At 67.5% G+C, this 12275-nt stretch carries 14 protein-coding genes; 8 read left to right on the top strand and 6 right to left on the bottom strand.

Annotation, left to right across the window (positions count from 1 at the left end; all coding sequences use genetic code 11):
• The first annotated feature begins 16 nt into the window (after window positions 1-16).
• Window positions 17-661 (top strand): metal-dependent hydrolase, encoded by a 645-nt coding sequence (locus tag A6E15_RS06650; RefSeq protein ID WP_076144905.1) that lies wholly within the window; start codon window positions 17-19, stop codon window positions 659-661.
• A gap of 30 nt (window positions 662-691) precedes the next feature.
• Here the strand turns inward: A6E15_RS06650 and A6E15_RS06645 are convergent, their stop codons facing one another.
• The gene (locus tag A6E15_RS06645) at window positions 692-1441 is read right to left on the bottom strand and encodes a competence/damage-inducible protein A (RefSeq protein ID WP_076144904.1); all 750 of its coding nucleotides are present in this window, start codon (window positions 1439-1441) and stop codon (window positions 692-694) included.
• 213 nt (window positions 1442-1654) lie between these two features.
• Here A6E15_RS06645 and A6E15_RS06640 point away from each other — a divergent pair, with 213 nt between their 5' ends.
• The 7 genes from A6E15_RS06640 to A6E15_RS06610 all read left to right on the top strand — a co-directional run bounded on the left by A6E15_RS06640 (window position 1655) and on the right by A6E15_RS06610 (window position 6638).
• Window positions 1655-3004 (top strand): hemolysin family protein, encoded by a 1350-nt coding sequence (locus A6E15_RS06640; RefSeq protein WP_076148226.1) that lies wholly within the window; start codon window positions 1655-1657, stop codon window positions 3002-3004.
• Window positions 3005-3155: 151 nt separating this feature from the next.
• Window positions 3156-3641, top strand: a complete 486-nt coding sequence (locus A6E15_RS06635; protein ID WP_076144902.1) for a hypothetical protein — start codon at window positions 3156-3158, stop codon at window positions 3639-3641.
• 46 nt (window positions 3642-3687) lie between these two features.
• Complete coding sequence (locus tag A6E15_RS06630; protein ID WP_076144901.1) at window positions 3688-3906, top strand: AbrB/MazE/SpoVT family DNA-binding domain-containing protein; 219 nt, start codon at window positions 3688-3690, stop codon at window positions 3904-3906.
• Window positions 3907-4173: 267 nt separating this feature from the next.
• Window positions 4174-4404 (top strand): AbrB/MazE/SpoVT family DNA-binding domain-containing protein, encoded by a 231-nt coding sequence (locus A6E15_RS06625; RefSeq protein ID WP_008012443.1) that lies wholly within the window; start codon window positions 4174-4176, stop codon window positions 4402-4404.
• On the top strand, window positions 4405-4785 hold the full coding sequence (locus A6E15_RS06620) for a PIN domain-containing protein (RefSeq protein ID WP_076144899.1): 381 nt from the start codon (window positions 4405-4407) through the stop codon (window positions 4783-4785).
• Window positions 4786-4828: 43 nt separating this feature from the next.
• Window positions 4829-6322, top strand: coding sequence for a replication factor C large subunit (locus A6E15_RS06615; protein ID WP_076144897.1), 1494 nt, complete (start codon window positions 4829-4831; stop codon window positions 6320-6322).
• A 121-nt stretch (window positions 6323-6443) separates the two neighbouring features.
• The gene (locus A6E15_RS06610) at window positions 6444-6638 is read left to right on the top strand and encodes a hypothetical protein (protein WP_076144896.1); all 195 of its coding nucleotides are present in this window, start codon (window positions 6444-6446) and stop codon (window positions 6636-6638) included.
• A gap of 5 nt (window positions 6639-6643) precedes the next feature.
• On the opposite strand, the gene bioD is transcribed toward A6E15_RS06610, so the two are convergent.
• From bioD to A6E15_RS06585, 5 genes are all read right to left on the bottom strand, one after another.
• Complete coding sequence (bioD, locus tag A6E15_RS06605) at window positions 6644-7381, bottom strand: dethiobiotin synthase (RefSeq protein WP_076144894.1); 738 nt, start codon at window positions 7379-7381, stop codon at window positions 6644-6646.
• Window positions 7378-8601 carry an aminotransferase class I/II-fold pyridoxal phosphate-dependent enzyme gene (locus A6E15_RS06600; protein ID WP_076144892.1) on the bottom strand — a complete coding sequence of 408 codons (1224 nt, stop codon included), beginning with the start codon at window positions 8599-8601 and terminating at the stop codon, window positions 7378-7380. Before A6E15_RS06600 ends, bioD begins: the two co-directional genes overlap by 4 nt.
• Window positions 8602-8753: 152 nt before the next feature.
• Window positions 8754-9812 (bottom strand): transcriptional regulator, encoded by a 1059-nt coding sequence (locus A6E15_RS06595; RefSeq protein WP_076148224.1) that lies wholly within the window; start codon window positions 9810-9812, stop codon window positions 8754-8756.
• A 29-nt stretch (window positions 9813-9841) separates the two neighbouring features.
• Complete coding sequence (bioB, locus tag A6E15_RS06590) at window positions 9842-10945, bottom strand: biotin synthase BioB (RefSeq protein WP_076144891.1); 1104 nt, start codon at window positions 10943-10945, stop codon at window positions 9842-9844.
• Window positions 10946-11043: 98 nt separating this feature from the next.
• Window positions 11044-12018 (bottom strand): hypothetical protein, encoded by a 975-nt coding sequence (locus tag A6E15_RS06585; protein ID WP_245800538.1) that lies wholly within the window; start codon window positions 12016-12018, stop codon window positions 11044-11046.
• Between the last annotated feature and the right edge of the window lie 257 nt (window positions 12019-12275).

Here is a 12275-nt window from a genome sequence, read left to right as displayed (position 1 = left end):
TTCGAGTCGCCGAGATATGCCATCGACGGTCGTCCACGTCGCGTTCGCGGGACTGGTCGGGACCGCCCTGCTGGGCGACGAGTTCGACACGCGGGCCATCCTGCTCGTGATGGGCGCGAGCGCCCTGCTCGATCTCGATACGCTGATCGGCATCGTCGTGCCGGGGACCCACCGCGCGGCGTTGCACAACCTCTGGATCGTTCTTCTCCCCGCCGCTGCCCTGCTGTGGGACGCCCGACACCGCGAGGAGTCGCTCGTCCGGAGGCGGTGGGGCGCGTACGGCCACCGCCTCGCGTGGGCGACGCTGGCCGCGTTGCTGTTCGCACACGTCCTGCTCGACGCTTTCTTCAACGGCGTCAACCTCCTCTGGCCGGTCCACGACCGGTTCTACGACCTCTCGGGCGAACTGCTCGTCACGGATCGGCGCGGCCTCGTCCAGACGTTCGTCGAACTCGAGGGAAGCGGCGTCGCCGAGACCACGGCGCGGGGCACGACCGAGGACACCCACTACCGGACCGGCGTCGATCCGACGCGAGACGAGCCCGAAACGGGGATCGAACGGGTCTTTCCCATCGCGGCGACCGGCGAGCGGTTCGTCCTCACCGTCGCGGGCCTCACCGCGGTCGCCGTCCGAATCCTCGAGGACCGGCGGGCGAACTGACCGGGCGTCGAGGGCGCTCCCGACGGCCCGTCACTCGTGTTCGGACGGCGGCTCCGTCGTCTCGACGCGCTCGCACAGCCACTCGACGGCCGCGTCGACCGTCTCGGGATCGGTACTCGAGACGCGAAGTCGACCCGGTCGATGCTCGCTGCGGGGGTAGCTGCCGACCGCGACGTCGAACCGCTCGGCGACGCCCTCGAGGGCGTCGTGGAGCGACCCCTCGGGAGCCGGAGTATAGATCGTCCGGGCGACGGCGTCGCCCTGGAACTCGTCGGCAACGGCCTCGAACATGGCCTGCATCTCGTCGGGGATGCCCGCGAAGACGTAGACGTTCTCGACGATACAGCCGGGGGCCCACCCCTCGTCGACGACGATCGGCGTCGCGCCCTCGGGGATCGAAGCCGCGGCATCGATATCGAGCTGGAGGTCGTACTCGTCGACCAGGTCGGGGTTCTCGTCCCGGAACGCGGCGGCCTTCTCGACCAGTCGCTCGCGGATCTCGCCGTGGACGACGAACGCCCGATTCAGGCCGTCGGCGACGGCCTCGACGGTCACGTCGTCTGGTGTGCCGCCGATGCCGCCGGTGACGATCACGGCGTCGAACGCCTCGCTCCAGCGAGCGACGGAGTCGGCGATCAGATCGCGGTCGTCGGGGATCGTCAGGATGCGCTCGACGCTGCTGCCCCGTTCTGTGATCCGCTCGGCCAGCCACGACGCGTTGGTGTTGGTCGTCGACCCCGCGAGGATCTCGTCACCGACGGTGACGATCGCGACGTTCATGGGCGGCGTTGGGACTCCGAGCAGTTAGCCGCTCCGGGACGCGACCGACGGTCGATCCGGCCCGGCAGCGGCCGAGCGGTCTCGAGCAGCGGGCCCGTCTCGCCCGTAGCGCCACGGTTTTGATAGTCCTGTGCCAAGTGCCCGTATGGTGGTATTCAGCGGCAGTTCGACGACGACGGCACTGGGCCGCTCGGGATCGCCCGGGTGGAACCGATGGTAGACCTCGCCTTCTCGGTCGGGCGGCTCCTCTTCGCTCTCTTTCTGGTCTTCCTGAACGGCTTCTTCGTCGCGGCCGAGTTCGCCTACGTCCGGATCCGACCGACCCAGATCCAAACCCTCGTCGACGAGGGACGCCGGTCGGCGAAACTCCTGCAGGAGGCCGAGGAGAACCTCGACGACTACCTCGCGACGACCCAGCTGGGCATCACGATCGCCTCGCTGGGACTCGGGTGGGTCGGCGAACCCGCGATCGCCTCGCTGCTCGAGCCCGTGCTGGGACCGGTCCTGCCGGCCGGAACGTTGCATCTCGTCTCGATCGCGATCGGGTTCAGCGTTATCACCTTCCTGCACGTCGTCTTCGGGGAACTCGCGCCGAAGACGCTGGCCATCGCCGACGCCGAGCGCATCGCCCTGCTCGTCGCCGCGCCGATGAAGTTCTTCTACTACGTCTTCATTCCGGGGATCATCGTGTTCAACGGGACGGCGAACTTCTTCACGCGCCTGCTCGGCGTCGCGCCGGCCTCGGAGCGCGATGAAAGCCACAGCGAGGAAGAGATCCTGCGGATCGTCGCCAAGTCGGGCGAGCAGGGCGTCGTCGACACCGACGAGGTCGAGATGATCGAGGCGGTGTTCGACCTCGGCGACACCGTCGCTCGCGAGGTGATGATCCCCCGTCCGGACGTCGCCACCGTCTCCGCCGACATGCCCCTCTCGGAACTCCGCGGAGTCGCCGCGGACGGCAACTACACCCGCTACCCCGTCGTCGACGAAGACGCCGACGACCCGGTCATCGGATTCGTCCACGCCAAAGACGTCCTCCAGGCCATCGAAGCCGCCGACGGGGAGGACGCCCCAGCGGACGAACCGACCGCGCGCGACCTCGTGCGGGACGCGATCATCGTCCCCGAAACGCGCCGAATCGACGGCATCCTCGCGGAGTTTCGCCGGCAGGACGCCCAGTTGGCCGTCGTCATCGACGAGTGGGGTGCCTTCGAGGGGATCCTGACGATCGAGGACGTCATCGAGGAAGTCATCGGCGACATCCGCGACGAGTTCGACGCCCCCGACGCGGAGGCGTCGATCGACGAACTCCCCGACGGCCGTTACGCCGTCGACGGCGGCGTCACGCTCGAGACGGTCAACGAGACGCTGGACACTGCTCTCGAGGGCGAGGCGTTCGACACCGTCGGCGGCCTGGTCCTGAGCCGCCTCGGCCGCGCGCCGGAGGTCGGCGACTCGGTCGCGGCTGACGGCTACGAGGCCATCGTCGAGGAAGTGGACGGAACGCGGATCTCGCGGGTGATCCTCGAGGCGGCCGCGCCGGCCGAGGAATCGCAGGACTGATCGGCCACCGGCGGCCCCGCCCCGATCGCTCGCGTCTGATAGCCGGACCGTCATCGAACCCGACTGACGTCACTTCTTATTACGCCCGACGTGGTGGCTCCCGTATGACCCGCCCGACGCGCGCCGCCTCCGTCAGTCGAGGTGTCCCGACATGAGCCACGACGCGGACGACGGCCCTCACTCCACCGAGGGCTCGAGCTCGGAACCCGACTCGCCGGCGGTCGACGGGCGAAAGAGCGACGACGAGCCGGCGACGATCGAACGGGACGGACGAACGATTACGTTTCACTCCTGCTCCCGAGCCACGGTGACTGGCAAATTCGAGGACGGCGATGTCGCCTACGCGAACGCCGGGTTTTACGACGACGGGCTGTACGGCGACACGATCCTCGAGGACGGCGTCACCGTCGGCGACGACGTCGACGCGCCGTTTTCGGGGACGGTCGTCTTCGAAATCGGCGAGGGCCCGGGCGTGACCGTCGAATCGGATCGCGTCGTCGTCACGGTCTCGGACTACGGGAGCGACGGAACCGTCATCGCGTCGCTGACGACCCGACGGGAGGACTACCGGATGGGCGCGCCGACCCACGAGCATCCACGGGCGAGCGAGTGTCTCGAGGCGATCGGCCCCGATTAGGTGGCAAATTCGTGTTCGAAGGGCCGTCCGGAGACGCACGTCCGAGATGACGGTGGACGACCGCGGCCCTCTCACGCTCCCGTCGGAGGTCCGGGAACGATACGGAGACCGGTATCACCTCGTGCAGCTTCCCGACGGGATCAAGCTGATTCCGGTCGCCGACGACCCGCTCGAGGCGCTCAGAGACGGGTTTTCCGACGTCGAGAAGACCGCCGTCGAACTCCGGTCAGCGGCTCGAGCGGCGGCTCTCGACGCCGAGAACTGAACCGACTGCGTGGGAGGCTCGTATCACGACCGCCCGCAACCGATCGGCGACGAGTACCGCTCCGCAACCACTAAACGCGACTCACCCTGACCACGGGGCAATGACCGACTGGACGGAAAAATCAATAGAATATGATGTCGATTCGATGTACCGAGTGTGGTAATCGCTATTTGCGAACGAGTGGACGAGCTCGGTAGCTGCACCCACTGATGGGTATCCCGATAAATTAGGGGAATTTTTTTATTTTCGCCCACCGAACATCAAGGTATGTCAGACGTAGCGCTGGACGACCGTGGTCGCCTCACGCTCCCAAAGGAGGTCCGAGAGCGATACGGGGACCGATATCACGTCGTGCAGCTTCCTGATGGGCTCAAATTGATTCCTGTCGCCGACGACCCGCTCGAGGCACTCAGGGACGAATTCGCGGACGTCGAGAAGTCGGCCGGCGAACTTCGTAAAGAAGCACGTGAAGCAGCGCTCGATGAGGCCGGACGATAGATGTATGCGGAAACCGATTTCCTTCTCGCGCTGATTAAGAACGATGACTGGCTCGGCGACGCTGCCGAGTCGGTATACCGAGAGCACCGCGACGTGTTATGGACATCGCAGTTTACGCTCATCGAACTCCTGATGGTCGCCTACCGCGAGGAACGTGATACCGAACGCGTCGTTTCGAACGCCGCCAACCTCGTTGAGGTACGTGGTGATGTGGAGACGGTCGTTACGGCGGCGACATATGTGGAAGACCACGGGTTCACACCGTTCGACGCACTTCACCTCGTTGAATCGAATGGAGAGACCATCGTCTCAAGCGACGAGACGTACGAGGATGTCACATCCCGTCTGGACCTGAAGACGGTCGACGAGCACGAGGAGTGAGGCTCCGCAACCACTAAACGCGGCTCATCCCTACCACGATGCAATGACCGACTGGACGGAGAAGTACCGCCCGACGACGCTGTCGGAGGTACGCGGCAACAACAAGGCCCGCGACAAACTCGAGGAGTGGGCCGAGACGTGGGACGACCACCGCGAGTCGGTGATCGTCCACGGCAGTCCCGGCGTGGGGAAGACCTCCGCCGCCCACGCGCTGGCCAACGACATGGGCTGGCCGGTGATGGAACTCAACGCCAGCGACAGCCGGGGGGCCGACGTCATCGAGAAGATCGCGGGGGAGGCGGCCAAGAGCGGCACCCTCACCGCCGGCGAGTCGGGCCGGCGACTGGTCATCCTGGACGAGGCCGACAACTTCCACGGCAACGCCGACTACGGCGGCTCGCGGGAGGTCACCCGCGTCGTCAAGGACGCCAGCCAGCCGATCGTCCTCGTCGCGAACGAGTTCTACGACATGAGCCAGTCGCTGCGAAACGCCTGCGAGACCATCGAGTTCCGCGACGTCTCGAAGCGGTCGATCGTCCCCGTCCTACGGGACGTCTGCCGGCGGGAGGGCATCGAGTTCGAGGAGGAGGCCCTCGAGAAGATCGCCGAGTCGACCAGCGGCGACCTCCGGTCAGCGGTCAACGACCTGCAGGCGGTCGCGGAGGAGACCGAGCGCCTGACCGTCGAGGACGTGGTGACGAGCGAGCGCGACACCACCGAGGGGATCTTCGACTTCCTCGACGAACTCATCAAGGAGAAAGACGCCGAGAGCGCGCTGCGGGCGTCCTACGACGTCGACGAGACGCCCGACGACCTGCTCAACTGGATCGAGGACAACGTCCCGAAGGACTACGCGGGCGCGGAACTGGCCGACGCCTACGAGTTCCTCTCGAACGCCGACCGCTGGCTGGGGCGGGTCCGCGCGACTCAGGACTACTCCTACTGGCGGTACGCGACCGACAACATGACCGCCGGCGTCGCCGCCTCGAGACGCGGCGACAAGGGCGGCTGGACCCGCTACGGGCCGCCCAGCTACTGGTCGAAACTCGGCCGAACCAAAGGAACGCGAAACACCCGCGATTCGATCGCCGAGCGCATCGCCGAGCGCGAGGGAGCCAGCGTCGCCACCGTCCGTCGGGAGATCCTCCCGTTCCTCTCGGCGATGACCCACCACTGCACGAACCGCGACCTGACCGTCCGGATGGCCGCCGCCTACGACCTCGACGAGGCGGAGGTCTCCTTCATCACCGGCAGCGGGAAGGATACCAACAAGGTCCAGTCGATCGTCGAAGACGCCGCGGAACGCACGGCCGAACTGGCCGTCGAACACTCCGGCGACGCCTTCTTCGAGGCCGAGCGCTCGAGCGGGGACGCCGCGGAAACGCCGACCGGTACCGACGCCGACGGCGAGAGCCAGCAGACGCTCGCGGTGTCCGGTGCCGAGGACGGCGGCGAACAGTCCGGCGAGGAGAGAAGCGACGACGCGGCGGTCGACGAGCCCGACGACGATCAGTCGGGACTGAGCGACTTCATGTGACCGTTCGTGGCCGCTCCGTTCGTCGGTGCCGAGTTGTATTCGCCGCGAACATCTCAATTCATAGACTGACCGACACTATTACGTCGATGAACGGTGAGACTGTCTCCTGGTGATCGGCCGAATGACAGGCCACAACTGCCCGCTCTGTGCCGAGCCGTACGACGACCGCAACGGGCTTCGGGTCCACCTCGAGGTGGAACACCGGAAATCGGAGATCGTCACCACGCTCATCGATCTGAACGCCGCGGGATCCGACCGCGCCGCCGACGGGGATCGGACGACGGTCGGTGACGAGCCGCCGGCACCGCCGGTCTGAGCCCCTCAGTCGTCGCCGACTGGTAGTCGATCGCGAAACGCCGGCGACAGCGCGTCGGCGACGCCGGCCGCGAGATCGCGGGGCGTCGCGCGGTCGCCGTCCTCGAGCGGCGGCACCGTCTCGACCGCGTAGCCGGTCATTCGCTCTAACTCGTCGGGATTCGTCCGCTCGGCGAGCGTCTCGCCCGCGTACTCGTTGACGACGACGCCGCGGACGTCGATCCCCCGGTCCTCGAGCGCGTCGACCGAGAGCGCGGTGTGGTTGAGCGTCCCCAGCCCCGAGCGCGTGACGACGACCGCCGCCGCGTCGAGGTCGGCCACGAGGTCGATCACTTCCTCGTCGCCGGCCAGCGGCACCCGGAGCCCGCCGATCCCCTCGACGATCGGGACCGGCGTCGCCGCGATCTCGCGTTCGCAGGCCTCGCGGATCGGCTCGTAGGCGAGGTCCTCGCCGGCCACTTCGGCCGCGACCCGCGGGGCGAGTGCCGGCTCGAGGTAGCGCGGACAGGTGGCGGCGTCGGGGTCGTCACAGGCCGCGGCGACGAACCCGGCGTCACCGACGAGCGAAGTTCGTCGAGCCGACGACTGTGACTCGTCGACGTCGTCGGGCGGGTGGCCGGTCTGGGCGGGCTTGATCGCCCGCGCCTCGTGGCCGGCCTCGCGGAACAGCCGGGTGAGACCGGCCGTGACGACCGTCTTGCCGACGCCGGTACCGGTACCGACGACGGCGAGCGGCCGAGTCACAGCAGCCCCACCTCCTGACCTGCGGCCTGAAAGGCCTCGAGACAGGCGATGACGTCGTCGCGGTCGTGCGTGGCCATCGGGGCGACGCGGATCCGACTGGTCCCCTCGGGCACCGTCGGCGGGCGGATCGCCGGCGCGACGACGTCGCGTTCCCGGACCCCGTCGGCGAGGGCGATCGCGTCCCGCCGGTCGCCGACGACCACCGGGAGGATCTGGGAGTCGCCCCAGACCTCGAACCCCATCGACTCGAGGCCGTCCCGGAGGTGGGCGACGTTCTCCCAGAGTCGCTCGCGCGCGTCGCCGTGGCGGGCGACGTGGAGCGCCTCGCTGGCGGCCGCGGCGGCCGGCGGCGCGAGTCCGGTCGAGAAGACGAACGAGCGCGCATCGTTGCACAGACATTCGATCAGCTCCGAACTCCCGGCGACGTAGCCACCCTGACTCGCCAGCGCCTTCGAAAGCGTCCCCAGCTGGATCTGGACGCGGTCCTCGAGCCCCTCGGCCTGGACGACGCCGCCGCCGTCGGCGTAGAGGCCGGTCGCGTGGGCCTCGTCGACCATCACCCACGCGCCGTATTCTTCGGCGGCGTCACAGATCGCCGACAGCGGCGCGACGGTGCCGTCCATGCTGAACACCGAATCGGTGACGATCAGCCACGACTCGTCGGCCGGCTCCCGGCCCTCGCGGGTCGCACGCTCGGCCCGTTCCTCGAGGGTCGCTCGCAGGCTCGCGGCGTCGCAGTGGTCGTAGACGACCGTCTCGGCGTCGGCGAGCCGGCAGCCGTCGACGATACTGGCGTGGTTCAGGTCGTCGGAGAAGACGACGTCCGGCTCGAGGGCGGCGATCGTCCCGACGTTGGCGGCATAGCCCGACGAGAAGGCCAGCGCGCGCTCGGTCCCTTTGGTCTCGGCGAGCTGGCGTTCCAGATCGCGGTGAACCAGCGTGTCGCCGGTGACGAGCCGGCTCGCGCCGGCTCCGGTACCGACGGTCGCGGCCGCCTGTCGGGCCGCATCCTGAACCCGCTGATCGTCGGTCAGCCCCAGATAGTTGTTCGACGCGAAGACCAGCGCCTCTGCGCTATCGAGGACGGGAAGATCGCCGCCCGAGGGCTCGGCGAAGTAGCCCCGCTCGGCGACCCGGTCGACGGGCGAGAGGGCGCGCTTCAGATCGTGTTCCTCGAGGGCGGTGAGTCGTCCCTCGAGATCGAACCCGCGGTCGGCCATTCGGGTAGATTGACTCAGCGCCACGGTTTGACTCTCACGGTTCGTGTCGGTCGGCCGGTTCGGCTCGCAGGCGGATCGAGCCGGTCGATACGCGGCGGTATCGGGAATTGTCTAGGGTTACTCATGAAAACGATCGGACCGGAAATCGGCGCTCAGAAGCCGGGCATCAGATCCGCCGGCCCGAAGACGCCGTACTCGCCGGCGCGGTTGCGTCGGACGCCCGTTTTCAGGTACCCCAGCGCCGGACCGTTGACGTTGGCCTCCATGCTCGTCTCGTCGCCCAACTGGAAGGTGTTCGTCGCCGTCTCGCCGTCGAAGGTGCGACCGGTCACGCGGACCGTCGTCGTCGTCGGCTTCTCGTCGTTGCGCACGTCGAGGATCCCGCCCACCGTGACGTCTTCGGCGTCACAGACGCCGGCGCGCTCGAGGAGGACGTCGTCGGCGTGTTCCATGTCCTCGAACTCGATGACGCCGTCGTGGTCGTCGATGATCGCCTCGATCTCCGCCTCGGAGAGGTCGCGGGCGGTCTCGATGTCGTACTCGGGGAGGTGCGCGATGTCCTCGCGGACGGTGCCGCGGTTGTCCTCGTACCCCGATTTGAGGCCGACGCCCCAGTGGATGTCGACGTCGGTGACTTCGACGAACGACTGGGCGGCCAGCGCGGCCGCGCCGGTCAGGAGCCCGGGCGTCGCGCCCGCACCGCAGACGAAGGTGATACCGGCGTCCTCGAATTCCTCGCTGCGGTCGTCGAGCATGTCGATCACGCGAGAGCGCTTGAGGACGTCGATCATCACGCCCGAATACCCGCCCTCGGCGAAGCGGTCGGCGGTTCGGGGAATGAAGTCGTGTTCGTAGTTCGGGAGCGCGAGCAACACGGCGTCGATCCGGTCGCCGCGGTCGATGATCTCCTGAATGGGCTCCTCGCTCGGACGGGCCTGACTCGAGGCGACGACGCCCTGCTGCTCGCCGTGTTGTTTGACGCCGCCCGCGGCCGTCGCCGCGGCCGGGCCGCCGTCCGTCGCCACCTCGTTGTCTATATTGCCCTCCGTCGCCGCGAGCAACTCGTCGACGTCGAGGCCGTCGAAGTCGACGGCGACGCCGTGGCGGTCACACGCCACGACGGGCGTCAGCGCGTCCTTGTGCTGGCTCACTTCGAGCGCTCGTCGGCCGATGCCTCCGGTTCCGAGTACCGCAAACGTGATTTCGTCCATGGTGTCGATGTGCTGCATTCGTCGCGTCGTCAGTCGTCGCTCGGTTCCGCGCCGGTACTCGCCGTCTCGGTCGACGATTCCGCCGCCTCGCCGTGTCGGGCCTTGACCGCCTCGGGGTCGAACTCGTTCGTGTCCGTGTTGGGCTCGAGTCCGGCGCGTTCGATGATCTCGATGTCGTCGCCGGGGGATTGCCCCTCGGTCGTCAGGTAGTCGCCGGTGAGGAGGCCGTCCGCACCGGCTTCCAGCGGCAGGTGTTGCTCTTCGGGCGCTAAGTTGACTTCGCGGCCGCCGGTCAGGCGGACCCGCGAGTCGGGGTGGAGCAGCTTGTACACCGCGACCGTCTTGACGATCTCTTCGGTGGTGATGTCGACCCCCTGCTCGGCCAGCGGCGTCCCCGCGACCGGGTTGAGGACGTTGACCGGCAGCGAGGAGATCCCGATCTCCTGTAAGGCGATCGCGGCCTCGACCCTGTCGGTCGGCGTCTCGCCCATCCCGAGGATCACGCCCGCACAGAGGTCCATCCCGGCCTCCTTGGCGACCTCGAGGGTCTTCACGCGATCCTCGAAGCTGTGGGAATCGACGATCTCCGGGAAGTAGTTCGGGGAGGTCTCGATGTTGTGATTGTAGTGGTTGATCCCCTCCTCGGCGAGGATCGCGGCCTCCTCTTCGGTCAGAATGCCAAGCGAGGCGTCGACCTCGAGATCGCACTCGTCGCGGACGAGGCGGATCGACTCGAGGACCTCCGCCCACTCCTCGGGGCGGTGTTCCTTCGAGACCCCCTTCTCGGCGACGACGATGCCGAAGCGCTGGGCACCGTCGCGTTCGGCCCGTTTGGCCGCCTCGAGGATCTTCTCGGGCCCGAGGAAGCCGTAGGTGTCGATGCCGGTGTCGAAGTGAACCGACTGCGCGCAGAAGCCACAGTCCTCCGCGCAGTTGCCCGCCTTCGCGTTGACGATCGAGCAGGCGTCGACCGTGCCGTCGCCGAAGTGATCCCGCACGGCGGCACCGGCCTCGGCGAGCGCGTCGACCGGTTGGGCCATCAGCGCGACCCCGTCGGTCCGATCGAGTCGTTCGCCGGCCATGACCCGCTCGAGCGCGTCGTCGACCGTCTCGTTGCCAGTCTCGTAAACCACAATTCGAATGGGGGTTGACGATAATATAATGATTGTGGATTCTCACTGTGGGTGAAACGCACTGGTTGTCGGAGCGGTTCGATCGATCGGCGGACCGCTCAGTCGGTATCGAGGACCCGCGTCGAGACCGCGTACGTCTCGCCGTCGTAGTGGTAGTAGCGAGTGTCGTCGATCCCGAAGATCGGCGTCCAGGCGTCGTACTCCTCGAGCCGGACCCGGTCGGCGTCGTACTCGCGGGCCAACGCGACGGCGTCCCGCAACTGATCGTTCCGCAGGAGCGTTTCCCCGATCAGTTCGGTTCCCGCCACGTCGTCGTTCGTTCGGACGAGTTCGTACGCGCCCAGTCGCGCGTCGTCACCCTCTGGTGCCACGCGATCCGAACTCGCAACGAGGAGATCGTCCTCCCACTCGATGCTCGTGATCGCGTCCGTCGTCGTCAGCGACAGGGAGTCCGCCTCGAGTTCGAATCGGGCGCAGAACCCGACCGAGCCCTCAGCGGGGCCGTCGTCGAAGTCCCCGTCGGTTCCGAAGGCGTACTCGCCGCCGCCGAGACCGGCGATCGGATCGGGTTCGGCGACGCCGTGACCACCGGTCGATCGCCCGTCCTCGATCCCGTCGTTATCGACGGTGAGATCCCAGGCGAAGCTGTCGCCCGGTTCGAGGGTGTGTGCCGGCTCGTTTATCCCCCGTGGCGCAACGTAGTACCAGCGGCCGTCGACGCGCTTGTGCAGGGACCACCGATACGGGTTGTGTGTGAACCCGCTGTCCGACTCGTTGGACAGCGTGAACGTCAGTCGCTCGGACTCGGTGATCGACGCGGCCGACGGCTCGAGGCAGATCGCGGTCTCCGCGGGATCGATCTCGTCGAACGCGACGAGCCGATCGACGTCGTAGTCGGGGTAGCCGTCGGGATCGGTCCCCGGCGGCGGGAGCGTTCGGTCGTCGTCGGGAAGCGGCGTGAGGTCGTCGTCCGGACGCGAGTCGTTCGCGAGCGACTCGTCGTCGCCGGCGAGACAGCCGGCGAGTGCCATGCTACCGATCGCAGCGAGGAGGGAGCGGCGCGGGCGGCGCATGACCGTTTCTGCAGCCGACACTGGTAAGTATTTTGTCGTTATATGGCGGTGGTTTAGGGAGCCGTCGAAGCTATAGCAACAACTGAAACGATTTACACACCGATCGCACAGCCGTCGTGCGATCGGGTGTGCAATGACTGTCAGTGGCTACTATAGGTGTGCAGTGACTGTCGGCGGCTACCATCGGAGTTGGCCGACGACCGGTCGGACCCGCTCCGACGGGACGACCCGCGTCGGATCGACGACGGTGTCCGAGC

Source organism: Natrinema saccharevitans, from assembly GCF_001953745.1.
GTDB classification, from domain to species: Archaea; Halobacteriota; Halobacteria; order Halobacteriales; family Natrialbaceae; genus Natrinema; species Natrinema saccharevitans.
Note: the sequence above shows the minus strand (reverse complement) of the source record. Positions and strands in the feature narration are given on the sequence as shown.

Excerpts from the sequence above, each read along its gene's own strand:
- A6E15_RS06640 (WP_076148226.1), top strand. The coding sequence starts at position 1,655 with ATGGTAGACCTCGCCTTCTCGGTCGGGCGGCTCCTCTTCGCTCTCTTT.
- A6E15_RS06600 (WP_076144892.1), bottom strand. The coding sequence starts at position 8,601 with ATGGCCGACCGCGGGTTCGATCTCGAGGGACGACTCACCGCCCTCGAG.
- A6E15_RS06625 (WP_008012443.1), top strand. The coding sequence starts at position 4,174 with ATGTCAGACGTAGCGCTGGACGACCGTGGTCGCCTCACGCTCCCAAAG.
- A6E15_RS06585 (WP_245800538.1), bottom strand. The coding sequence starts at position 12,018 with ATGCGCCGCCCGCGCCGCTCCCTCCTCGCTGCGATCGGTAGCATGGCA.
- A6E15_RS06645 (WP_076144904.1), bottom strand. The coding sequence starts at position 1,441 with ATGAACGTCGCGATCGTCACCGTCGGTGACGAGATCCTCGCGGGGTCG.
- A6E15_RS06620 (WP_076144899.1), top strand. The coding sequence starts at position 4,405 with ATGTATGCGGAAACCGATTTCCTTCTCGCGCTGATTAAGAACGATGAC.
- A6E15_RS06630 (WP_076144901.1), top strand. The coding sequence starts at position 3,688 with ATGACGGTGGACGACCGCGGCCCTCTCACGCTCCCGTCGGAGGTCCGG.
- A6E15_RS06595 (WP_076148224.1), bottom strand. The coding sequence starts at position 9,812 with ATGGACGAAATCACGTTTGCGGTACTCGGAACCGGAGGCATCGGCCGA.
- A6E15_RS06615 (WP_076144897.1), top strand. The coding sequence starts at position 4,829 with ATGACCGACTGGACGGAGAAGTACCGCCCGACGACGCTGTCGGAGGTA.
- A6E15_RS06610 (WP_076144896.1), top strand. The coding sequence starts at position 6,444 with ATGACAGGCCACAACTGCCCGCTCTGTGCCGAGCCGTACGACGACCGC.
- A6E15_RS06635 (WP_076144902.1), top strand. The coding sequence starts at position 3,156 with ATGAGCCACGACGCGGACGACGGCCCTCACTCCACCGAGGGCTCGAGC.
- A6E15_RS06650 (WP_076144905.1), top strand. The coding sequence starts at position 17 with ATGCCATCGACGGTCGTCCACGTCGCGTTCGCGGGACTGGTCGGGACC.